At 72.9% G+C, this 19,015-nt stretch carries 20 protein-coding genes and 3 tRNA genes; 14 read left to right on the top strand and 9 right to left on the bottom strand.

The features are described 5' to 3' along the window. Positions 1 to 852, bottom strand: a complete 852-nt coding sequence (locus BFV98_RS18240; protein WP_071097187.1) for a Rieske 2Fe-2S domain-containing protein — start codon at positions 850 to 852, stop codon at positions 1 to 3. An 83-nt stretch (positions 853 to 935) separates the two neighbouring features. On the opposite strand from BFV98_RS18240, the gene BFV98_RS18245 reads away from it, so the two are divergent. Continuing rightward, on the top strand, positions 936 to 1,700 hold the full coding sequence (locus BFV98_RS18245; protein WP_071097188.1) for a crotonase/enoyl-CoA hydratase family protein: 765 nt from the start codon (positions 936 to 938) through the stop codon (positions 1,698 to 1,700). Positions 1,701 to 1,704: 4 nt separating this feature from the next. Here BFV98_RS18245 and BFV98_RS18250 read toward each other — a convergent pair whose 3' ends face one another. After that, positions 1,705 to 3,189 (bottom strand): NAD(P)/FAD-dependent oxidoreductase, encoded by a 1,485-nt coding sequence (locus BFV98_RS18250; protein ID WP_071097190.1) that lies wholly within the window; start codon positions 3,187 to 3,189, stop codon positions 1,705 to 1,707. A 92-nt stretch (positions 3,190 to 3,281) separates the two neighbouring features. On the opposite strand from BFV98_RS18250, the gene BFV98_RS18255 reads away from it, so the two are divergent. Then, complete coding sequence (locus tag BFV98_RS18255; RefSeq protein WP_071097192.1) at positions 3,282 to 4,382, top strand: serine hydrolase; 1,101 nt, start codon at positions 3,282 to 3,284, stop codon at positions 4,380 to 4,382. Positions 4,383 to 4,752: 370 nt separating this feature from the next. Here BFV98_RS18255 and BFV98_RS18260 read toward each other — a convergent pair whose 3' ends face one another. Beyond that, positions 4,753 to 6,075, bottom strand: coding sequence for a deoxyribodipyrimidine photo-lyase (locus tag BFV98_RS18260; RefSeq protein WP_071097194.1), 1,323 nt, complete (start codon positions 6,073 to 6,075; stop codon positions 4,753 to 4,755). Continuing rightward, complete coding sequence (locus tag BFV98_RS18265) at positions 6,072 to 6,998, bottom strand: phytoene/squalene synthase family protein (protein WP_013283452.1); 927 nt, start codon at positions 6,996 to 6,998, stop codon at positions 6,072 to 6,074. Before BFV98_RS18265 ends, BFV98_RS18260 begins: the two co-directional genes overlap by 4 nt. Positions 6,999 to 7,062: 64 nt before the next feature. Here BFV98_RS18265 and BFV98_RS18270 point away from each other — a divergent pair, with 64 nt between their 5' ends. The 8 genes from BFV98_RS18270 to BFV98_RS18305 all read left to right on the top strand — a co-directional run bounded on the left by BFV98_RS18270 (position 7,063) and on the right by BFV98_RS18305 (position 12,593). Further along, positions 7,063 to 8,217, top strand: a complete 1,155-nt coding sequence (locus BFV98_RS18270; RefSeq protein ID WP_047891875.1) for a polyprenyl synthetase family protein — start codon at positions 7,063 to 7,065, stop codon at positions 8,215 to 8,217. Positions 8,218 to 8,246: 29 nt separating this feature from the next. Next, positions 8,247 to 9,728: a phytoene desaturase family protein gene (crtI, locus tag BFV98_RS18275; RefSeq protein ID WP_030273421.1), complete on the top strand. Its 1,482-nt coding sequence runs from the start codon at positions 8,247 to 8,249 to the stop codon at positions 9,726 to 9,728. Further along, positions 9,725 to 10,318, top strand: coding sequence for an isopentenyl-diphosphate Delta-isomerase (idi, locus tag BFV98_RS18280; protein WP_071097195.1), 594 nt, complete (start codon positions 9,725 to 9,727; stop codon positions 10,316 to 10,318). Before crtI ends, idi begins: the two co-directional genes overlap by 4 nt. Then, on the top strand, positions 10,308 to 11,255 hold the full coding sequence (locus tag BFV98_RS18285) for a MerR family transcriptional regulator (RefSeq protein WP_013283448.1): 948 nt from the start codon (positions 10,308 to 10,310) through the stop codon (positions 11,253 to 11,255). The genes idi and BFV98_RS18285 overlap by 11 nt, the downstream gene beginning before the upstream one ends. Positions 11,256 to 11,331: 76 nt before the next feature. Continuing rightward, positions 11,332 to 12,120 carry a polysaccharide deacetylase family protein gene (locus BFV98_RS18290; protein ID WP_071097197.1) on the top strand — a complete coding sequence of 263 codons (789 nt, stop codon included), beginning with the start codon at positions 11,332 to 11,334 and terminating at the stop codon, positions 12,118 to 12,120. Positions 12,121 to 12,263: 143 nt separating this feature from the next. Further along, positions 12,264 to 12,336, top strand: a tRNA-Glu gene (locus tag BFV98_RS18295). A gap of 33 nt (positions 12,337 to 12,369) precedes the next feature. Continuing rightward, positions 12,370 to 12,443 (top strand) — tRNA-Asp (locus BFV98_RS18300). 76 nt (positions 12,444 to 12,519) lie between these two features. Continuing rightward, positions 12,520 to 12,593 (top strand) — tRNA-Phe (locus tag BFV98_RS18305). Between the two features lie 96 nt (positions 12,594 to 12,689). Here BFV98_RS18305 and BFV98_RS18310 read toward each other — a convergent pair. Further along, the gene (locus BFV98_RS18310) at positions 12,690 to 13,217 is read right to left on the bottom strand and encodes a hypothetical protein (protein ID WP_071097200.1); all 528 of its coding nucleotides are present in this window, start codon (positions 13,215 to 13,217) and stop codon (positions 12,690 to 12,692) included. 202 nt (positions 13,218 to 13,419) lie between these two features. Here BFV98_RS18310 and BFV98_RS18315 point away from each other — a divergent pair, with 202 nt between their 5' ends. Beyond that, positions 13,420 to 14,340 carry a hypothetical protein gene (locus tag BFV98_RS18315; RefSeq protein ID WP_255368156.1) on the top strand — a complete coding sequence of 307 codons (921 nt, stop codon included), beginning with the start codon at positions 13,420 to 13,422 and terminating at the stop codon, positions 14,338 to 14,340. A gap of 64 nt (positions 14,341 to 14,404) precedes the next feature. On the opposite strand, the gene BFV98_RS18320 is transcribed toward BFV98_RS18315, so the two are convergent. Further along, complete coding sequence (locus BFV98_RS18320; protein ID WP_071097203.1) at positions 14,405 to 14,842, bottom strand: ArsI/CadI family heavy metal resistance metalloenzyme; 438 nt, start codon at positions 14,840 to 14,842, stop codon at positions 14,405 to 14,407. 181 nt (positions 14,843 to 15,023) lie between these two features. Here BFV98_RS18320 and BFV98_RS18325 point away from each other — a divergent pair, with 181 nt between their 5' ends. Together BFV98_RS18325 and BFV98_RS18330 are read left to right on the top strand one after the other, a co-directional pair. Next, a complete protein-coding gene (locus BFV98_RS18325; RefSeq protein ID WP_013283443.1) occupies positions 15,024 to 15,776 on the top strand; it encodes a hypothetical protein in 753 nt (250 codons plus the stop codon). Next, positions 15,773 to 16,153 (top strand): transcriptional regulator, encoded by a 381-nt coding sequence (locus BFV98_RS18330; RefSeq protein ID WP_013283442.1) that lies wholly within the window; start codon positions 15,773 to 15,775, stop codon positions 16,151 to 16,153. The genes BFV98_RS18325 and BFV98_RS18330 overlap by 4 nt, the downstream gene beginning before the upstream one ends. A gap of 57 nt (positions 16,154 to 16,210) precedes the next feature. On the opposite strand, the gene BFV98_RS18335 is transcribed toward BFV98_RS18330, so the two are convergent. Further along, positions 16,211 to 16,969 carry a hypothetical protein gene (locus BFV98_RS18335; RefSeq protein WP_071097205.1) on the bottom strand — a complete coding sequence of 253 codons (759 nt, stop codon included), beginning with the start codon at positions 16,967 to 16,969 and terminating at the stop codon, positions 16,211 to 16,213. Between the two features lie 258 nt (positions 16,970 to 17,227). On the opposite strand from BFV98_RS18335, the gene BFV98_RS18340 reads away from it, so the two are divergent. Beyond that, entirely contained in the window at positions 17,228 to 17,743 is a 516-nt protein-coding gene (locus tag BFV98_RS18340; protein WP_030273417.1) for an SRPBCC family protein, read from the top strand. A gap of 25 nt (positions 17,744 to 17,768) precedes the next feature. Here BFV98_RS18340 and BFV98_RS18345 read toward each other — a convergent pair whose 3' ends face one another. Further along, positions 17,769 to 18,473 (bottom strand): DUF2786 domain-containing protein, encoded by a 705-nt coding sequence (locus BFV98_RS18345; protein ID WP_013473449.1) that lies wholly within the window; start codon positions 18,471 to 18,473, stop codon positions 17,769 to 17,771. A 45-nt stretch (positions 18,474 to 18,518) separates the two neighbouring features. Beyond that, positions 18,519 to 18,908 carry a hypothetical protein gene (locus tag BFV98_RS18350; protein ID WP_013283438.1) on the bottom strand — a complete coding sequence of 130 codons (390 nt, stop codon included), beginning with the start codon at positions 18,906 to 18,908 and terminating at the stop codon, positions 18,519 to 18,521. Positions 18,909 to 19,015: the final 107 nt, after the last annotated feature.

Genomic DNA, 19,015 nt, shown 5'->3' on the forward strand with positions numbered 1-19,015 from the left:
TCAGGGCAGCCGGGCCTCGACCCGGCCGGACACGACGCGGCTGGGCAGCACGACCTGGTCGTTCGCGGCGGGGCCGTGCACCACCTCGCCGCCGTCGAGCCGGAACGTGCTGCCGTGCCAGGGGCAGACCACGCAGGCGTGGCCGTCGATCTGCTCCACCGTGCCCTCGCCGAGCGGGCCGCTCTGGTGCGGGCAGCGCTCCAGCATCACGCTGACGTCGTCGCCGTCCCGGTAGAGGATCACCGGGACGTCGTCGATCTTCTTGGTGACCAGCTCGTGCCGGGGCAGGCTGCTCAGGTCACCGACCCGGTGCCAGCCGTCGCTGATCAGGTGCAGCTCGGAAACGCTCTGGCTGGCCTGGGCGCCCTGCTTGTACGCGAGGTGCCCACCCAGGTACGCCCCACCGCTCGCGGCGGACAGCCCCAGATAGGACAGCGTCCGGCCGAGTCCGTGCCGCCCGTTGAGCCGAGCCGCCAGCGAGCCGGCGAACAACGCCAGGCCGACGGTGTTGGCGGCGGCGTGCACCAGCCCGACCCGGCGCTGGTCGCGGGTGAGCGTGGCCCAGTCGTTGAGCCCGGCGACGGCCGCGGGCACCGCGCTGACCGTACCGAGGCCCACCAGGGCGGTGGCGGCCCGGCGCTGGCCGGGCAGCAGGTCCACCACGGCGGCGGAGATCCATGCGCCGACCGGCACCTGCACCATCGCGGGGTGCAGCGGATGGCCGAGCCACACGCCGTGCAGCGCGTCGCGTACCCGCTGGGAACGCAGAGTGCCCTGGACGGCGCGCTGCAGCCGGTCACCCACCCGGTCGAGACCGGTGGCCTGTTCGAGTTTCGTCAGTAGTTCGCGCACCCGTTCCGACTTCCCGGCAGGAGAGCCCCCAAACCGGACGCCCCGGAATTCCCTCCCAGGTGCGTCGCGGGCATGCTGAGCCCATGGGGGTACGCGTCGAGCACGCCGGTGCCGTGACCACTGTGATCCTGGACCGGCCCGAGGCACGTAACGCCGTGGACGGCCCGACCGCGCGAGCCCTGGCCGACGCGTTCCGCGCGTTCGACGCCGACCCGGACGCGGCGGTCGCCGTGCTCTGGGGCGCGGGCGGCACGTTCTGCTCCGGCGCCGACCTCAAGGCCGTCGGCACGCCGCGCGGCAACCGCGTCGAGCCCGGCGGCGACGGGCCGATGGGCCCCACCCGGATGCGGCTGTCCAAGCCGGTGATCGCCGCGATCTCCGGGTACGCGGTGGCCGGCGGGCTGGAGCTGGCACTCTGGTGCGACCTGCGGGTCGCCGAGTCGGACGCCACGCTCGGCGTGTTCTGCCGCCGGTGGGGCGTACCGCTGATCGACGGCGGGACGGTCCGGCTGCCCCGGCTGATCGGGGAGAGCCGCGCGATGGACCTGATCCTCACCGGCCGTGCGGTGGGCGCCGACGAGGCGTACGCGATGGGTCTGGTCAACCGGCTGGTCGCGCCGGGTGAGGCCCGCACGGCGGCGGAGGAGCTGGCCGCCGCTATCGCCCGGTCGCCGCAGACGTGCCTGCGCAACGACCGGGCGGCGGTGCGGGACGGCGCGGGGCAGCCGGAGCCGGAGGCGATGGCGACCGAGCTGGCCTACGGCCTGGAGTCGCTGGCTGTGGACGGGGTACGCGGCGCCGGCCGGTTCGCCGACGGGGCCGGCCGGCACGGTGCGCCGGCCGGCTGAGGCGTCACTTCAGCGCGCGTAGCGCGTCCTCGATGGCCCTGTGGAACGTCGGGTACGCGTAGATCATGTGCCGGAGCTGGCTGATCGGCACCGCCGCGTGCACCGCCACGACGAGCGCGGAGAGCACCTCGCCGCCGGCCGGTCCGGCCGAGGTGGCGCCGACGAGGACGCCCTGGTCGGCGTCGGCGATCAGCTTGATGAACCCGGCGTTGCCGGTCTTGTGGATCCAGCCCCGGGCCGACGAGGTGAGGTCCGCGTACCCGACCTGGACGTTGACGCCCCGCTCGCGGGCCTGCTGCTCGGTGAGGCCGACCGCGCCGACCTCGGGGTCGGTGAACGTGACCCGGGGCAGCGCCCGGTAGTCGGCCACCGGGACGCTGCCGGGCGCGGCAGTCGAGCCGCCCGCGCTCATCGCGCCGCCGACCGCGCTGACCACCCCGGCCGCGCCGCCGACGACACTCGCGGTGCCGCTGGCGTCCGGGCCGCCCTTGGTACGCCGCATGTGGTCGAGCACGTCGGCCACCACGATGCCGGCCTGGTACATGGCGATGTGGGTGAACGCGCCCTCGCCGGTGAGGTCGCCGACCGCCCAGATCCCGTCGGTGACGTGCATCCGGTCGTTCACCGGCAGGTACCGCTGCCCGGCGTCCACACCGACCGTGTCCAGGCCCAGCTCCTCCAGGTGCGCCTTGCGGCCGGTCACCACGAGCAGCTTCTCGCCGGTGAACTCGGCGCCGTCGGCGTGCACGGTGAACGTGGTGCCGTCGTGGCTCACCCGGCCGGCCTTGACCCCGGTGTGGATCTCCACCCCGTCGGCGCGCAGCGCGTCGGCGGCGAGCGCCGACGCCTCCGGCTCCTCGACCGCGAGCACCCGGTCGGCCGCCTCGATGACAGTCACCCGCACGCCGAACCGGGCGAAGACCTGGGCGAGTTCCAGCCCGATCGCGCCGCCGCCGAGCACCAGCAGCGACGCGGGCAGTTCCTCGACCTCGATGGCCTGGTGATTCGTCCAGTACGGCGTGTCGGCCAGCCCGTCGATCGGCGGGACCGAGGGCCGGGTACCGGTGCCGAGGACCACGCCGTAGCGGGCCTGGAAAACCTGGTCGCCGACGCGTACCCGGTTCGGGCCGTCGAGCCGCCCACTGCCCCGGACGAACCGGCCGCCCTTGCCGGTGAACCGGTCCACTGCCACCTTGTCGTCCCAGGTGTCGGTGGCCTCGGCACGGATGCGCTTCGCCACCGGCGCCCAGTCGGGCCGCACCTGGGCGGACCCGGCCAGCTCGTTGACCCGGTGCGCCTCGGCCAGCGCGTTCGCCGCCCGGATCATCATCTTGCTCGGCACGCACCCCCAGTAGGGGCACTCGCCACCGACCAGGTCCCGTTCGATGCCGACCACGGTGAGGCCGGCCTCGGCGAGCCGCCCGGCCACCTCCTCGCCGCCGACGCCGAGCCCGACCACTACTACGTCCACCAGTTCCGGCTCCGCCATTCCGCAAGCATTCCGCACCTTCGGGACACCGACCACCGCACCGGGCCGGAATTCCCGCGCCGGTAACGAACGCGACCGCCTACCGTGGCCGCATGCACGCGCGCTTCACCCCGGTCCGGGACTGCTTCCGCGACCTGTTCACGACCGGCCGGGAGACCGGTGCGTCGCTGTCGGTGTGGCACGACGGCGTACCGGTGGTGAAGTTGGTGGGCGGCACCACCGCGGCGGTCCCGCCCGGCACTGTCGTACCGGCCGCCGGGGCGGACCAGCCGTGGCGACCGGACACGCTCGTCGACGTCTACTCGGTCGGCAAGCCGGTGGTCGCGCTGTGCCTGCTGCTGCTCGTCGACCGGGGCCGGGTCGATCTGGACGCGCCGGTGTCCGCGTACTGGCCGGGTTTCCGCGCCCCGGCCACCGTGCGGCAGGTGCTCACCCACACCGCCGGGCTGCCCGCCTTCCCGGTGCCCCGGCCCGCCGCCGCCATCGCCGACTGGGACCTGCTCTGCGCCGATCTGGCGGCGGCCGAGCCCGAGTGGATGCCGGGCGCCGTCGCGGCCGAGCACGCCTGGACGTACGGGCACCTGGTGGGCGAGCTGGTCCGCCGGGTGGACGGACGCCCGGTGGGCCGGTTCCTGGCCGAGGAGATCGCCGGACCGTGGCGCCTGGATCTGGCCTTCGGGCTCGGTGAGGCCGACCGGCGGCGGTGCGCCGATCTGTCGTACGCGGATCCGGCCTGGCCGGACGCGATGCGCGGCGAGCCGGGCTCGTTGCGGGCGCGGGCGCTGGACAACCCGCCGGGCGGGCGCGACGTCGCGATGGTGAACAGCGACCTGTGGCGGGCCGCCGAGATCCCGGCGGTGAACCTGCACGCCACCGCCGCCGGGCTCGCCCGGCTCTACGCGGGCCTCCTCGCCGGCGGCACCCTGGACGGGGTACGCCTGTTCAGCTCGGAACTGGTGACCGAGGCGACGCGGGTGCAGTACAGCGGACCGGACCTGCTGCTGGACCGTCCGGTGGACTGGACGCTCGGCATGCAGTGGGAGCCGGACGGCAGCTGGGGCATGGGCGGGATCGGCGGCAGCAGCGCCTGGGCCGACCCGGAGCGCGGCTACACCTTCGCGTACGCGACAGCCCGGCTGGCCGACCACGACCGGGTGGAGGAGCTGGTCGAGGCGTTGCACTCCTGCCTCTGACAGTCGGTCACCCTCGGTGATCCCGAGCCATCGTCACGCAGCGCATTCGGCCGGCCGGGCGGCCCCGTGTTCCCTTTTCCGACTTTGCTCTGCAGCCATCGGCGCAGCACCGTGCTGAGCAGGGATTTCCTCGCAGGTCCGAAAACCGCGCGAGGCCCAGGTGGTGACGTTCCGCAACCGGTGCGGATATGGCTGCAGAGCAAAGGGGACGAGAGGCACACGGTCCCGGCGGGCGAGAGGTCACTTGGAGTGACCTATTCTGCCGAGCCCACACTGCCACGGGAGCGGTGCGCCGGCGTGTCCGGACACGTTCGTGCGCCGGTGATGCGCGGTGCCGGCGGGACGCACGAGCCGGCGGCAGCGGGCGGCGTCAGCGCAGCCAGACCGGGTCGGCGCCGGGCACCTCCAGCGGCGGCGGGTAGTCGAGTGTGCGGCGTACCTCGTCGGGCAGCCGCCACGGCTGGTGCACCGCCTTGCCCGCCACCGACGCCAGATCGGGCACCCAGCGCCGCACGTACGCGCCGTCGGGGTCGTAGCGTTCGGCCTGCCGTACCGGGTTGAAGCCGCGGTACGGCCGGGTGTCGTTGCCGGTGCCGGCCACCCACTGCCAGTTGCCCGAGTTGTTGACCCGGTCGCCGTCGAGCAGCCACCGGAAGAAGATTTCCAGGCCGGGCCGCCAGTCCAGCCCGAGGTGCTTGGTCAGGTAGCCGGCGGTGATCAGCCGCGCCCGGTTGTGCATCCAGCCCTCGGCGCGCAACTGACGCATGCCCGCGTCCACGATCGGCATGCCGGTCCGCCCCTCGGCCCAGGCGTCGAACGCGTGCGGGTCGTCGCGCCAGTCCTCCCGTGCGCCGCGCCGGTAGGCAACAGTGGACAGGTCGGGGAAACCGGCCACCACCTGGTGGTAGAAGTCGCGCCAGCAGAGCTGCCTGACGAACGGCCCGTCCCGGTCGCCGGCCCGGTTCGCCACCGCCAGCGGCGAGACACAACCGAACCGCAGGTACGGGCTGAGCCGCGAGGTCTCGTCGCCGGCCATGTCGTCGTGGATGTCGTCGTACCGGTCGAGGGTGGGCAGCCAGGCGGTGAGCCGGCGCCTGCCGACGGCCTCGCCACCGACGGCGGCATCCGGGCTCTCGCCCTTCGGCGGGTCCGGCAGCCGGCCCGGGTCGACGCCGTCGGGCAGCCGGACCCGCTTCGGCGCGGCCAGCTCGTCCCGCCACCGCACGCCCTGCCAGGCCCGGAAGTAGGGGCTGAAGACCCGGTAGTGGTCGCCGCCGCCCGGACGCAGCGCGCCCGGCTCGACGATCGTCAGGCCGGGGAACAGGCGCAGGAACATCCGGTGCCTGTCGCACTCGGCGCGCAGCCGGCGTTCCCGGCGGTGGGCGTAGCGGCTCACGTCGGCGGAGAGCCCGACGCCCTCGGCGCCCACCTTCCGGGCCAGTTTCACCGTCTCGGCCACCGGGTCGCCACGCCTGATCACCAGGTCACCGCCGCGCTTGCGCAGCGCCTCACGCAGGTCGGCCAGGCTCTGGTGCAGGAAGCGGGTGCGGTTCGGCGAGAGCTTCTGCAGCGCCGGGTCGAGCACGTAGAGCGGCACCACCCGGTCGAACGCGGAGCAGGCGGCGGCGAGCGCCGGGTGATCGTGCACCCGCAGGTCACGGGTGAACAGCACGACCGCCGTACGGCCGGTCATCCGGCCAGGGCCGGTTCCAGTGCCGGGCCGGGCACCCGCACCGGCGTACCGGGCGGGGTGAGCAGCGCCCGCGCGGCCACCGCCATCCGGCGCCGCTGCGGCACCAGGGCACGGCGCACGAAGACGTCGTAGTCCTGCGCGGCCACCTCGTCGAGGATGCCGCCGTAGAGCGCGTACGCGGTGCGCATGCACGCCTGCGAGGCCGGGTCGAGCAGCGGGATGCCCGGTGCGGCGGCGACGTAGTGGGCCTGGGCGCGGGTCACCTCGTACTCGATCAGCTCGCGGATGCGCGGCGTGGTGCGGCCGGCGGCCTTGGCCGCGAGCAGGTCGTCGCGGGTGAGGTCGAACTTGGCCATGTCCTCGTCGGGCAGGTAGGTCCGGCCCCGGTCGAGGTCCTCGGCGACGTCCCGGATGAAGTTGGTGAGCTGGAACGCGAAGCCGAGCTGACGGGCGGGCTCGCGGGCGGCGGCCGGGTCGGAACTGCCCAGGATCGGCAGCATCATGGTGCCGATGACAGCGGCCGAGCCCTCCATGTAGTCGAGCAGGTCGTCGTAGGTCGGGTACGACATGACAGTCAGATCCATCGCCATGCTGCGCAGGAACGACGCGAAGTCGTCGCGGTCCAGGTCGAACACGGCGATGGTGTGCAGCACCGCGGGGAGCAGCGGGTCGTCGACCGACGCACCGTGCAGCCCGGCGACGAATCGATCCGACCACTCGCGCAGCCGGGCGGCGCGCTCGGCCGGCGGCAGGTCCTCGGTGCGGTCGACGATCTCGTCCGCGTACCGGGTGAAGCCGTACAAGGCGTGCACATGTCGCCGTTTCCAGGCGGGAAGCAGCCGGGTGGCGAGATAGTAGGTACGGCCGTGACGGCGGTGCAGCTCGCGGCAACGGTCATAGGCAGCGGTCAGATCCGTGTCCATCGGCCCTCCTCAGTTTCGACGCAGCAATCGACGCAACTCGTAACCCTAGGGTACGCTCGCCCACATGGCCAACGACGCAGTTGCGGGTAATGCGCTCCGCGTCGCGCCGGCTCAGCCCGGGGCGACGGACGATCCGGTCCGCGGCGTACTGGCCGCGTTCACGAAAGACCTGATCAAAGGGGTCGATGAGACGCTCGCGGCGTTCCTGGCCGCGGAAGTCGAATCGCTCACCGAGATCGACGCAGCGATGGGTGGTTTCGCGGCCACGGCACGCGACTGCGTGCTGGCCGGCGGCAAGCGGGTCCGCCCCACGTTCGCGTACTGGGGATGGCGGGGTGTGGTCGGCGGGGAGGAACCGCTGTGCTCGGTGCTCCCCGCCCTGTCCGCGCTCGAACTGCTGCACACGTTCGCGCTGGTGCACGACGACGTGATGGACGCCTCCGACACCCGGCGAGGACTGCCCACCGCGCACCGGGCCGCCGCCGCCCGGCACCGGGCCGCCGGACACACCGGCGACCCCGACCGGTACGGCGAAGCCGTCGCCGTCCTCATCGGTGACCTCTGCATGGTCTGGGCCGACCGCCTGATGGCGCACGCGGCGGTCCCGGCGGAGCGGCTGCTCGACGTGCGCCGCTGCTACGACCAGATGCGGGTGGAGACGGTCGCCGGGCAGTTCCTGGACGTGCTCGGCGAGAACGACTCGGCGAGCTGGACCGTCGACCGGGCGCTGCGGGTGGCCCGGTACAAGACCGCCAGCTACACCGTCCAGCGTCCGCTGCTGTTCGGCGCCTGTCTGGCGGGCGCCGACGCGGACGACCCGCTCATCGCCGCGTACACCCGGTACGGGCTGGCCGTCGGCGAGGCGTTCCAGCTCCGCGACGACCTACTGGGCGTCTACGGCGACCCGGAGACCACCGGCAAACCGGCCGGGGACGACCTGCGTACCGGCAAGCCGACCGCCCTGCTGATGCTGGCCCGGCAGCTCGCCGACCCGGCGCAGCGCCGGGTCCTGGAGCGGGCCGGCTCGGTCACCTCGGCAACTGAGGTGGACCGGCTGGCCGACGTGGTCCGGGACACCGGGGCCACGGCCCGGGTGGAGCGGATGATCTCCGACCGGGTGACCGAGGCGCTCGCCGCGCTCGGCACCGCACCGATCGACGAGACCGCGCGCACCGCGCTGACCGGCCTCGCCACCGCCGCCACGGCGCGGCGGGCATGATGAGCAACTTCGTGAGCAAGGGGGCCGGAATGCGTACCGTCAAGGGACGGACCGACCGGGTGGTCGTGGTCGGCGCCGGGCTGGGTGGGCTGGCCTGCGCGCTGCACCTGGCCGGCAGCGGCCGGCAGGTGACAGTGCTGGAACGCGAGCCGGTGCCGGGCGGGCGCGCCGGGCGGCTCAGCGTCGACGGGTACGAGTTCGACACCGGCCCGACAGTCCTCACCATGCCCGACCTGATCGCCGAGGCGCTCGGCGCGGTGGGCGAGGAGCTGACCGACTGGCTCGACCTGACCCCGCTCGACCCGGCGTACCGCGCCTACTACCCGGACGGGTCGACGCTCGACGTCATCACCGACACCACCCGGATGGCCGCCGAGATCGCCCGCGTCTGCGGCCCCCGGGAGGCCGACGGCTACCTGCGTTTCGTCGAGTACGCCCGCAACCTGTGGCAGTGGGAACGGGCCGACTTCATCGAGCGCAACCTGGACGCGCCGACCGACCTGCTCACCGGCAACCTGCTGAAGCTGTTCGCCAGCGGAGCCTTCCGGCGGCTCCAGACGAAGATCAACCAGTTCTTCCGCGACCCGCGTACCCAGCGGATCTTCTCCTTCCAGGCCATGTACGCGGGCCTGTCGCCGCACGACGCGCTGGCGATCTACGCGGTCATCGCGTACCTCGACTCGGTGGCCGGCGTGTGCTTCCCGCGCGGCGGCATCCACGCGGTCTCGCGTGGGATGGCCGGCGCGGCCGAGAAGCACGGCGTGCAGATCCGCTACGGCACCACGGTGACCCGGGTGGAGACCGCCAACGGCCGCGCCACCGGCGTCGTCACCGCCGACGGCGACTTCATCCCCGCCGACACGGTCGTGCTCAACCCGGACCTGCCGGTCGCCTACCAGGACCTGCTGCCGCCCAGCCGGCAGCGCAAGCTCACCTACTCGCCGTCCTGCGTGGTGCTGCACATCGGTTCGACGCAGGGCTATGGCAAGATCGCCCACCACAACATCCACTTCGGGCGGTCCTGGAAGGGCACGTTCGACGAGGTGATCCGCCGAGGCGAGCTGATGACCGACCCGTCGCTGCTGGTGACGAACCCGAGCCGCACCGACCCGTCGGTGGCGCCGGCCGGCAGGCACACCTACTACGTGCTGGCCCCGGTGCCGAACCTGGAACGGGCGCCGTTCGACTGGACGGGCGACCTCACGCAGCGGTACGCCGACCAGCTCGTCACCACTCTTGAGGAGCGCGGCTACGTCGGCTTCGGCGACGGCATCGAGGTGATGCGGGCCGTCACCCCGGCCGACTGGGCGGCGCAGGGCATGGCCGCCGGCACCCCGTTCGCCGCCTCGCACAGCCTCTTCCAGACCGGCCCGTTCCGCCCCTCCAACCTGCACCGGACGCTGGAGAACGTGGTGTTCGTCGGCTCCGGCACCCAGCCGGGCGTGGGGGTGCCGATGGTGCTGATCAGCGGCAAGATCGCCGCGGCCCGGATCACCGGGGCGATGTCGTGAGCGAGCGGGAGACGCACCTGGTCGAGCTGGTCGACGACGACGGGCTGGTGATCGGCGAGACCACGGTGGCGGCCGCCCACCAGCCGCCCGGGCGGCTGCACCGTGCCTTCTCGGTGCTCCTCGTCGATCCCGACGGGCGGGTGCTGTTGCAGCAGCGGGCCGCGGTCAAGACGCGGTTCCCGCTGCGCTGGGCGAACTCCTGCTGCGGGCACCCGCTGCCCGGTCAGTCGCTGACCGAGGCCGCCAACCGGCGGCTCGCCGAGGAACTCGGCGTCGACCCGGTCGACCTCACCGAGGTGGGCGTCTACCTCTACTACGCCGAGGACCCGGCGACCGGACGGGTCGAGTTCGAGTACGACCACGTGCTGCGCGCCGACGTACCCGCCGACCTGGTCACGCGGCCCGACCCGGACGAGGTGGCCGACCTGCGCTGGGTCGACCCCGGCGCGGTGGTGGCCGACCTGGACGCCCACCCCCGCGAGTACGCGCCGTGGCTCGGCGGCGTGGTCAACCGGCTGCTGCACCCCACCGACGCGTCCCGGCCGGGCGTACCGGCCACCGAGGCACCGGAGCGGTCGGGTGGCCGATGAGGCGCTGAGCGCGGGGGCCGTCGCACGCCGACTGGGCGTGGCGGTCACCACGCTGCGTACCTGGCACCAGCGCTACGGTCTCGGCCCCAGCGAGCACGTACCGGGCCACCACCGGCGGTACACACCGGCCGACCTCGCCCGCCTGGAGATCATGCGCCGGCTGACCACCGAGGGGGTCGCGCCCGCCGAGGCCGCCCGCTGGGCCCGGCAGGCGCCGGCCGTGCTGCCTCCGGAGCGGCTCGGCCTCAAGGCACGGGCCTCGACGGTACGCGACGGCGGCGGCACCACCATCCCGGTCGGCCGGGCCGGGCCGGCGGCGCGCGGGCTGGCCCGTGCCGCCATGCGACTGGACTCGGTGACCATCGGCCGGACCATCGCCGACGCACTGGCCGCCGACGGGGTGGTGGCGACCTGGGAGGGGCTGCTGCGGCCGGTGCTCGCCGGCATCGGGGAGCGGCACGCCGCCACCTCCGCGCTGATCGAGGTGGAACACCTCATGTCCCGGTGCGTCTCCGAGGCGTTCGCCACAGTGGCGCGGACGTACCCGATGACCGGCCCGCCCCGGATCCTGCTCTCCTGCGCCGACGAGGAGCAGCACTCGCTGCCGCTGGAGGCACTCGCCGCCGCGCTGGCCGAGGTCGGTGTGAGTTACCGCATGCTCGGTGCCCGCGTACCGGTGCCGGCCCTGGTCGAGGCCGTCAACCGGACCGGTCCGGCGGCCGTGGTGCTCTGGTCGCACATCCGCGCCACAGCCGACCCGTGCCAGCTCACCGCGCTGCTGGCGGTGCCACGCCGGCCGCTGCTGGTGCTCGCCGCCGGGCCCGGCTGGCGGGCCGACTCGCTGCCGGCCGGGGTGGTCCGGCCGGTGGACCTGGCCGAGGCGTTGTCGCTGGCCGTGGCGGTACGGGACTCGCTGGACCAGTCCACGACAAGCTGAGCCCCTCTCCCGTTCCGGGTCGGCGTCCACTACGGTCGGAAAGTCCGTCTGACCCCGACCCCTCCGGGAGCGACGAATGCGTCCACGCGCCCTGTCGGCGCTCGCCCTGGGCCTGGTGCTGCTCGTCACCGGCTGCGGCGAAGCCGGCAAGTCACCCGAGAAGGCCGCCGCGCCGCCGTCGGCCTCGGCGTCCCCGTCACCGACGCCGGTGACGAAGCCCTCACCGACCCCCACCACCCCCGCGAAGCCCAAGCTGCGCCCGCTGCCGAAGAAACTGCCGGCGGGCCTGCACCGGGCCAGCGGGAGCAACGGGGTGGCGCTCACCTTCGACGACGGGCCGGATCCCCGCTACACCCCGCAGATCCTGGCCCAGCTCCGGGCGGCCCACGTGAAGGCCACCTTCTGCGTCGTCGGCAAGCAGGCCAAGCGCTACCCGGAACTGGTGGCCCGGATCGTCCGGGAGGGGCACCAGCTCTGCAATCACAGCTGGCACCACGACGTGAACCTGGGCCGGCGCTCCGCCGCCGAGATCCGATCCGACCTGGAACGGACGAACGAGGCCATCCACGCCGCCGCGCCCAAGGCGCCGATCACCTGGTTCCGCCAGCCCGGTGGCCGCTGGACGGCCGAGGAGGTCACGATCGCCAAGCAGATGGGCCTGCGCCCGCTGCACTGGAGCGTGGACCCGCAGGACTGGGACCACCCACCGGCGAAGACGATCATCAAGCGGGTGAAGGGCGCCACCCGGCATGGCTCGGTCGTGCTGATGCACGACGCGGGCGGCGACCGGGCCCAGACGATGGCCGCCTGCCGGCACCTGATCCCGGACCTCAAGCGGCGGTACGGCATCGCCCTGCCGCACTGACCTGCGTTTTTGCCCGGCTCCACGGCCATGCCCATACCGGTTTTGTCGTCCGCGCAGGCATGACATATGCTTCTCCTGCCTCCGGCGGGGCCGGATGGGAGCAAGTCCGCTTGAAGTTGCGAGTGTGCAATGATGGCGGGGCCGCCCTCATCGTCTAGCGGCCCAGGACGCCGCCCTTTCAAGGCGGTAGCACGGGTTCGAATCCCGTTGGGGGCACGGTCCGGCTCGCGCCGGATGCAACACCAGCCAGGTCCTGTGGAGCAGTTGGAGTGCTCGCCGCCCTGTCAAGGCGGAGGTCGCGGGTTCAAGTCCCGTCAGGACCGCAAGCGCTGACGCCGCGCAGCTCGATGCGCGGCGTTCTGCGTATCGGCCCGTGCGGTAGCATGTGCCGAGCACCACGGCCAGGTAGCTCAGTTGGTACGAGCGTCCGACTGAAAATCGGAAGGTCGGCGGTTCGACCCCGCCCCTGGCCACATAGCCTTTCGCCGGGCTACAGGAGCGCCGACCAGCGGGAACGCAGGTCGGCGTTCTGCTTTGTGCGCTAGAAGCCTGCCAGTCCGGTCTGCCCGTTACCTTTTTGCTTCGATCCGGCGCCGTCGCATGGACACAGCGACCAGTCCGGCGGCGAGAACTGTCAGCACGGCACCGCCCACGAGCCACAGACGGCCCGGCACCTGTGCAGGTGCCGGTAAGGCCGTGACGAGCGTCGGGGCGGCTGCGGGCGCGGACGGTGTGGTCGGCACCTGCGCAGGTGCGGCGGTGATTCCCGCGCACAGCCCGGTGACGCCGTCGCGGGAGTTCACGCGGTACCGGGTGCCGGTGCGGAAGTCGTAGCCGCAGTTCTCCTCCTGGCGGCCCACCCTCAGCCGGAGCGTGGCCCCTGCCCGGAGGCTGCCCTTCTCGACCGATTCCACCGCGAGCTGGACCCCGGTGTCGGTCACCTCGGTGATCGTCCCGACGACGATGAGGTCGGCACGCTCGTCCGCGCCGGTGCGCGCGCAACTGCACGCCCAGGCCGGCTCCGCCGGTGAGGCGACCACGACGAGGCCGAGGCTGAGGGCGGTCAGGGCGAGCAGAATCGCGGCGCGCAGCTTCACACCGATACCGACGCTCGGACGGCCCCGGTGGTTCCATCTGCCGGGTGCGTCGCGACGGAGGCACCGCGGCGTGGAGCGGGCACTCGCGCGACGCGTCCCGCGTCTACGGTGAGCGGGCCCGCCGAGTGGCGGACAGGATGCCACCGGAAGGCCATATGTGCGTGCGCTGCGTACGGCTCTGACGCCGGTCCTCGTACTGGCCGTGATCCTGCTCGGCGGGTGTGGCCGGGTCTCGGGGCTCCTGGACCGAGTCTCCCTGTTCCATCCGGTCTGGGCCGCCGACGGCTGGGTCTACTACCTGCGGGAGGTGACCTCGACCTCGGGCTCGGGAGTAGCCGAGGTGTGGCGGCAGCGACCCGATGGGAGCGCCGAGGAACCCGTTCTCAAGCGCGCGCCAGCGGTATCCACCTGCGAAGCGGGCTTGTTCAGCTTCCTGTTCGCCGGCCCCGGCGGCGACCTCGGGGTGGCCCTCGAATGCGGCTGGGACGAAACCGAGCTGCTCAGCTACTCGCCCGCCGACAAGACGTTCGAGCCTCTGGCGTCGACGCGTTTCCTCGCCGAAGCCGCACTCGTGAACCGTGGCGGCGGGGGATATGTGGAGGCGCCCCGGGAGTGCGGTCCGGGGGGAGTCCAGTTGCTCGCCGACGGGAAGGCGTACGAGTTCGGCTCTCCGGTGACGGTGGGCGGAGTGACCTTCAACCTGAGCGGCGGTGACACGGATTGCGAGTCGACGGTGCTGGCGCGGTCGCCTGCGGCGCTGGATGAACGGCTGTTCTTCATCACCGCACCCGACTCCCTCGGCAGGTTGCCGCTGCCGCCCGAGGTGAGTCCGGACGATCTCACCTGGCACCTGACGGAGTGGGCCGTCGGATCGGCCACAGCCAGGTTCATCACGGAGCTTCCCGGCCTCGCCGACCTGGCGGTGTCGCCGGACGGCCGGTCGGTGATCGCCGCCGTCGCGTCGGACCACGTGGGCGGGGTCTGGTCGGTCGACGTCCGCACCGGGAAGAAGACGAGGATCGCCGGCGGCGCCCGCGCCTACCACCCGAGCTTCTCGCCGGACGGGAAGCGGTTCGTCTACGTCGAAAAGCTCGAACGGCTGAAATTCGCCGAGGCACGGTAGCCGCCGGCGCACGAAAGAGGTCCCCACCGGCGTGCAGGCCGGTGGGGACCTCGTGGCATCCGGCTCAGACAGCGGCGGGCTGCGCCGCCGCGTCCGAGGCGCAACAGGCGCTCTCGGTCGCCTTCGCCAGCTGCGGCGAGTCGGCCTTGACCGTGTAGACCTCCCACGGCTCGTCGCCGGGGCCGCGTACCCAGACCTTGTCCTGGAGCGCGTAGCAGCACTCGGTGTCGTTCTCCTCCAGCGTGATCAGGCCGGACTCGGTGAGGCGGTTGGTCGCGGCGTTGACCTCCTCGGTGGTGGACACCTCGACCCCGAGGTGGTCCATCACCGTCGGCAGGCCGGGCTCACCTTCGAGGAGTACGAGCTTCAGCGGCGGGTTCTCCACCGCGAAGTTGGCGTAGCCGGGGCGGCGCTTGGCCGGCTCGACGCCGAACAGCTTGCTGTAGAAGGCCACGGAGCCTTCGAGGTCGGACACGCGCAGGGCGAGCTGGACGCGGGACATGGGAACCCCCTGTCTAGATGTTTATCGAAGCAGTCTCCACCCTGCCTCTTGATTCGAAGTCTGTCAACCTAGAGAAATGTCGAAACAGGCGCCGGCGGTCGAGACCCCTCGACCTCTTGCGCGAACAGGTTTGCGATGCAAACCTATTTGGGTTACAGCGCTACGGCTGCCGGGAGGAACCATGCCGTCCGAGTCACCCCGCGAGGACGATGCCCAGGAACTGCTCGCCTCGATGACCACCCTCCGCCGGCAGGCGCGGGCGGCCCGTCAGGCGTACTGGCTTCCGCTCCTGCTCTTCGGGGTGCTCATCGCGGCGGCCGCGCCGCTGTACGTGGAGTCGGCGGAGCCACCCGCGCTGCGCGCCGGGTCCGACGGTCCTGTCCTGACCGGTCTCGGCGGCGGCTTCCTGGAGAAGTCGACCGCTCTGGGCTGGTACTGGCTGGCCGCGCTCGTCGGCGGCTACCTGGCCGGCCTGGCCTGGTACCGCTGGCACGGCCGGCGAGCGGGCGTTCAGACCCCTACCCGTGCGTACGTCATCGCCGGCATCGCGGGCACACTCGTCGGCCTCACCCTTCCGGTCGTCCTGGAGTTCCTGCTGTTCAACACCAGCGCACCCGTGTCGGGCGGCACCAGTTGGCTGACCGGTCCGCTGCTCGGCCTCGCCAACCGGGGCATGCTGCCGCACCTCGTGATCGCCGTGGGCCTGGCGGTCCTCGCCCACCTCGAACGCAGCCGTAGCCTGTGGGTCGTGGTCGGGCTCTACACCGTCGTGCTCGTCGCCGTGAACGCCTGGTTCCAGGTCTCCGACCTGCAACCGGGTGATCTGACCCGGTTCAGCTTCATGCTTGCGGCAATGCTCCCGGCACCGGTCCTGCTGATCGGCGGGGGTCTGACGCTCGCCGCCGCGAAGAAGCAGCACAATGGGTACGCGTGAGCACCGTGGACGACCCTCGCGCGGGCGGGCCGTTCCCGACGAACGGTCTCGACGACACGGTCCACCAGCGGCACCGGCTCGGCATCCTGACCATCGCCGCCGAAGGCGAGCGGGTGGAGGTGGCCTATCTCCGGGAGGCCCTCGAACTCACCGCGGGCAACCTGTCCCGGCACCTCACCGTGCTGGAGGAGGCACGCCTGATCCAGGTGGAGAAGGGTTACCACGGCCGTCGTCCGCGGACGTGGATCCGGATCACCAGGGAGGGACGTCAGGCCCTGCAGTCCGAGATCGCCGCCCTCCAGGAACTCCTCCGCCGCCACCAGCAGGCCGCACAGCCCTCCACCTCGGCCGGTCCGGACGACTTCCCACCCGCGTGACGCCCTCCCCGGTTACCCGATCCCGGACGGACGGGCGGCGGGACCGGCGGCGGGCGGTCAGGTCTTTGGGGGGCGGCGGTTCTGGGTGGGGCTGCCCTGGATCGCCTCCCAGACGCTCCGGCCGGCCTGCCGGAGTGCCTGTCCGGCCTGTCCCGCCAACTGTGCCGCCTCGGCGGCGGCGCTCGCCGGCTGGCCGGTCCCGCCCGGGCGCTCCGAACCGCGCTTCTTCTCGGTGGGACGTTCCGCCGACGGGCCCGCACCGGCGCCCTGCCCCGATCCGGCGGCACGCTCGGACTCCGTCCGCGCCGGGCGCCGGGGCGGCTCGGGTGCCTCGATCGGGCCGGACACCGCCGGAGCGGTGCGCTCGACCACCTCGCCGGCCGCGGCCACCGTACGACCGGTCTGGTCCACCACCGGCGCGGCGAGCCGGTGCACGTCGTCCAGGGTGACACCGGCCGAGCGGGCCAGCGCGTCGATCAGCTGCGGGTTCCGGTCGATCGTGGTCAGCGCCCGGTCCAGGATCTGCACCAGCTTCTCCAGCCGTACCTTGAGCAGCGCCTCGGCGCTCACCCCGGTGATGTCCAGTTCGACGCCCTCCAGGTGCACCCGGACTCCGGCGTCGAGCTGGAGCAGGTTGGCCAGCCGGGCGCGCAGCGACAGGTCGGCGTCGAGCCCGTCCACCGCGAGCCGGATCTCGTCGACTGTCAGCTCAGGCACGTCGAGCAGGACGTCCGGCTCCGACTCGGGACCGGCCGGCGAGCCGGTCAGTTCGTCACCGGGGTCCGGCACTGGTTCGGTGGCTCGGCTGTCGGTCATGCTCCCCGCTCTCCCATCGGTCCGATCGGCCGCGGTTACCCGCTTTCCGGTACGGCATCCGTCGCCCACCCCCACCTCGCGGACGCCCGCCCTGACCTCCCGGAAGCCCCGCCGGGGTACCTCCCGGAAGCGCCGCCGCGCCTTGCGCAGAGCGCCTGTCCCACCACTCAGCGCTGTCGGGAACCGGTGTTCCCGGTGTCCGGAAGCGGGCGGAACGGAAGCTGCACACCGAGACATGAGCCGGTATGGTCCGGACCTATGGGACAGGAGATGGCCGATCCGGATGAGGTCCGGCAGGAATCCGACCGCTTCTCCCTCCGCAGCAGCCTGCTCGTCCCGGCGTCCGCCGAGCGGGCGTACGCCGTCTTCACCGGCGCGCTCGCCGACTGGTGGGTGCGCGAATACACCTGGTCCGGCCCGGAGGCGCTCGCCGCGATCGGCATCGAGCCGCGGGCCGGCGGCATGCTCTACGAGATCGGCCCGTACGGCTTCCGCAACGACTGGGGCCGCGTGCTGACCTGGGATCCGCCCCGGCGCCTGGTGTTCACCTGGCAGATCGGCCCGGACCGGGTGCCGGTGCCGGATCCGGCGCGGGCCAGCGAGGTGGAGGTCCTGTTCCACGCCGACGGTCCGGAGCGGACCCGGGTGGACGTCGAGCACCGCTACTTCGACCGGCACGGCACGGCGGCCGAGGGCTACCGCGAGGCGCTCACCGCGGGCTGGCACGAACTGCTCTGCCGCTACCTGGCGACCGTCGCCCGCACCAGCGCCTGACCCGCACCGACCGGACAGCAGCCCGTCAGCCGGCGATACCGGGCGCCGCGCCGGTCCCGGCCACGCCGGTGCCACCGAGGTCGGCCCGGCGGCCGGCGTCCGCGCCGGAACCGAAGCCACCGCCCGCCAGCCGCCGTCGCGGGGCGGTGCGCAACCGGGGGTACGCCTCGGCGACCCGGCGCTGGACCCGATCGGAGCGGTCGGCGAGCACCAGAGCCGTGGAGGTTCCACCCGACTCCGCCACCGCCTTGCTCTCGGCCGCGCGCAGTCGTTCCGCGACGACGTACGCGAACCCGGCCAGCCAGGTACGCCGGAACGCCGCCGGGTGCTCCCCGGCCGGTACGGCAGCACCGGCGAGCCCGTGCGCGGCCTGCACCAGCAGTGAGGTGAACAGCAGCTCGACCCGTTCCAGGTCGCTGGCGAAGCCGAACAGGTGCATGACGAAGCCGTTGCCCTGCCGGCGGCGTACGCATCGGCACCGCAGCGGTTCGGCGACCGCCGCGAGCAGGCCGGCCTTGTCCCGGGCGTACGGCGCGATCACGTCGACGGTCCGGTCACCGACCGGGTCGGCGGCCGGGTCGCGGGCGGCGAGCAGCGCCCGGTCGACGCCGTAGCGGGCGATCAGCTCGGTGGCCTTGGCCATGAAGGCGGCCGACTCGGCGGGCGTGCAGGCCGGGTCCTCGGCCTGGGCGAGCAGCTTGCGCACCTTGCTGAGCATCGCCTCGGACATGCACCCAGAGCTATCACAGCCGAGGGGCCGGGCCGCGCGCCGGGCTCAGTCCGACCGGCTGCGCAGCGTGGCGATGGTCGACCCGGCGAGCGTGAGCAGGCAGTCGGGCAGCAGCCCGTCGGCGGCCGCCGCCCCGAACAGCGCCTCGCCGGTGTCCGCGTCGTCGTTGGCGCACGCGCTGACGAAGCGGGCCACCCAGCGGGTGTCGTAGTCGGCCTGGTCGATGCCGGGGAAGTCGAGGGCGGCGCCGCCGCCCGGGGTGTCGTCGCCGAGCATGGTGGCGGCGAGGCACCACGCCACTCCGTACGCCCCGGCGAGGCCGGAGCGGTCCACCACCGCGTCGAACGTGCCCACCACGCCGGCGCCGTCACCGGCGAGGGCGGAACGGAGCACGGCGGTCGCGTCGTCGAGCGTCTGCTGTGCTTCGTCGTTCACCCGCGGAACAGTATCGCCGGGGGTCAAGCCGTGACCCGGAAACGGCTCGTCGACCACGCAGAGTGATACCCGCAGTCGGGGTGCCGACGGAGCCGACTCCACAGTCC

Source organism: Micromonospora sp. WMMB235, assembly GCF_001855515.1.
In the GTDB taxonomy this organism is placed as follows: domain Bacteria; phylum Actinomycetota; class Actinomycetes; order Mycobacteriales; family Micromonosporaceae; genus Micromonospora; species Micromonospora aurantiaca.

Bases quoted from the DNA above. Each gene is read 5' to 3' on its own strand.
- BFV98_RS18245 (WP_071097188.1), top strand. From the start codon at position 936: ATGGGGGTACGCGTCGAGCACGCCGGTGCCGTGACCACTGTGATCCTG.
- BFV98_RS18250 (WP_071097190.1), bottom strand. From the start codon at position 3,189: ATGGCGGAGCCGGAACTGGTGGACGTAGTAGTGGTCGGGCTCGGCGTC.
- BFV98_RS18255 (WP_071097192.1), top strand. From the start codon at position 3,282: ATGCACGCGCGCTTCACCCCGGTCCGGGACTGCTTCCGCGACCTGTTC.
- BFV98_RS18260 (WP_071097194.1), bottom strand. From the start codon at position 6,075: ATGACCGGCCGTACGGCGGTCGTGCTGTTCACCCGTGACCTGCGGGTG.
- BFV98_RS18265 (WP_013283452.1), bottom strand. From the start codon at position 6,998: ATGGACACGGATCTGACCGCTGCCTATGACCGTTGCCGCGAGCTGCAC.
- BFV98_RS18270 (WP_047891875.1), top strand. From the start codon at position 7,063: ATGGCCAACGACGCAGTTGCGGGTAATGCGCTCCGCGTCGCGCCGGCT.
- crtI (WP_030273421.1), top strand. From the start codon at position 8,247: ATGCGTACCGTCAAGGGACGGACCGACCGGGTGGTCGTGGTCGGCGCC.
- BFV98_RS18290 (WP_071097197.1), top strand. From the start codon at position 11,332: ATGCGTCCACGCGCCCTGTCGGCGCTCGCCCTGGGCCTGGTGCTGCTC.
- BFV98_RS18320 (WP_071097203.1), bottom strand. From the start codon at position 14,842: ATGTCCCGCGTCCAGCTCGCCCTGCGCGTGTCCGACCTCGAAGGCTCC.
- BFV98_RS18325 (WP_013283443.1), top strand. From the start codon at position 15,024: ATGCCGTCCGAGTCACCCCGCGAGGACGATGCCCAGGAACTGCTCGCC.
- BFV98_RS18335 (WP_071097205.1), bottom strand. From the start codon at position 16,969: ATGACCGACAGCCGAGCCACCGAACCAGTGCCGGACCCCGGTGACGAA.
- BFV98_RS18340 (WP_030273417.1), top strand. From the start codon at position 17,228: ATGGGACAGGAGATGGCCGATCCGGATGAGGTCCGGCAGGAATCCGAC.
- BFV98_RS18345 (WP_013473449.1), bottom strand. From the start codon at position 18,473: ATGTCCGAGGCGATGCTCAGCAAGGTGCGCAAGCTGCTCGCCCAGGCC.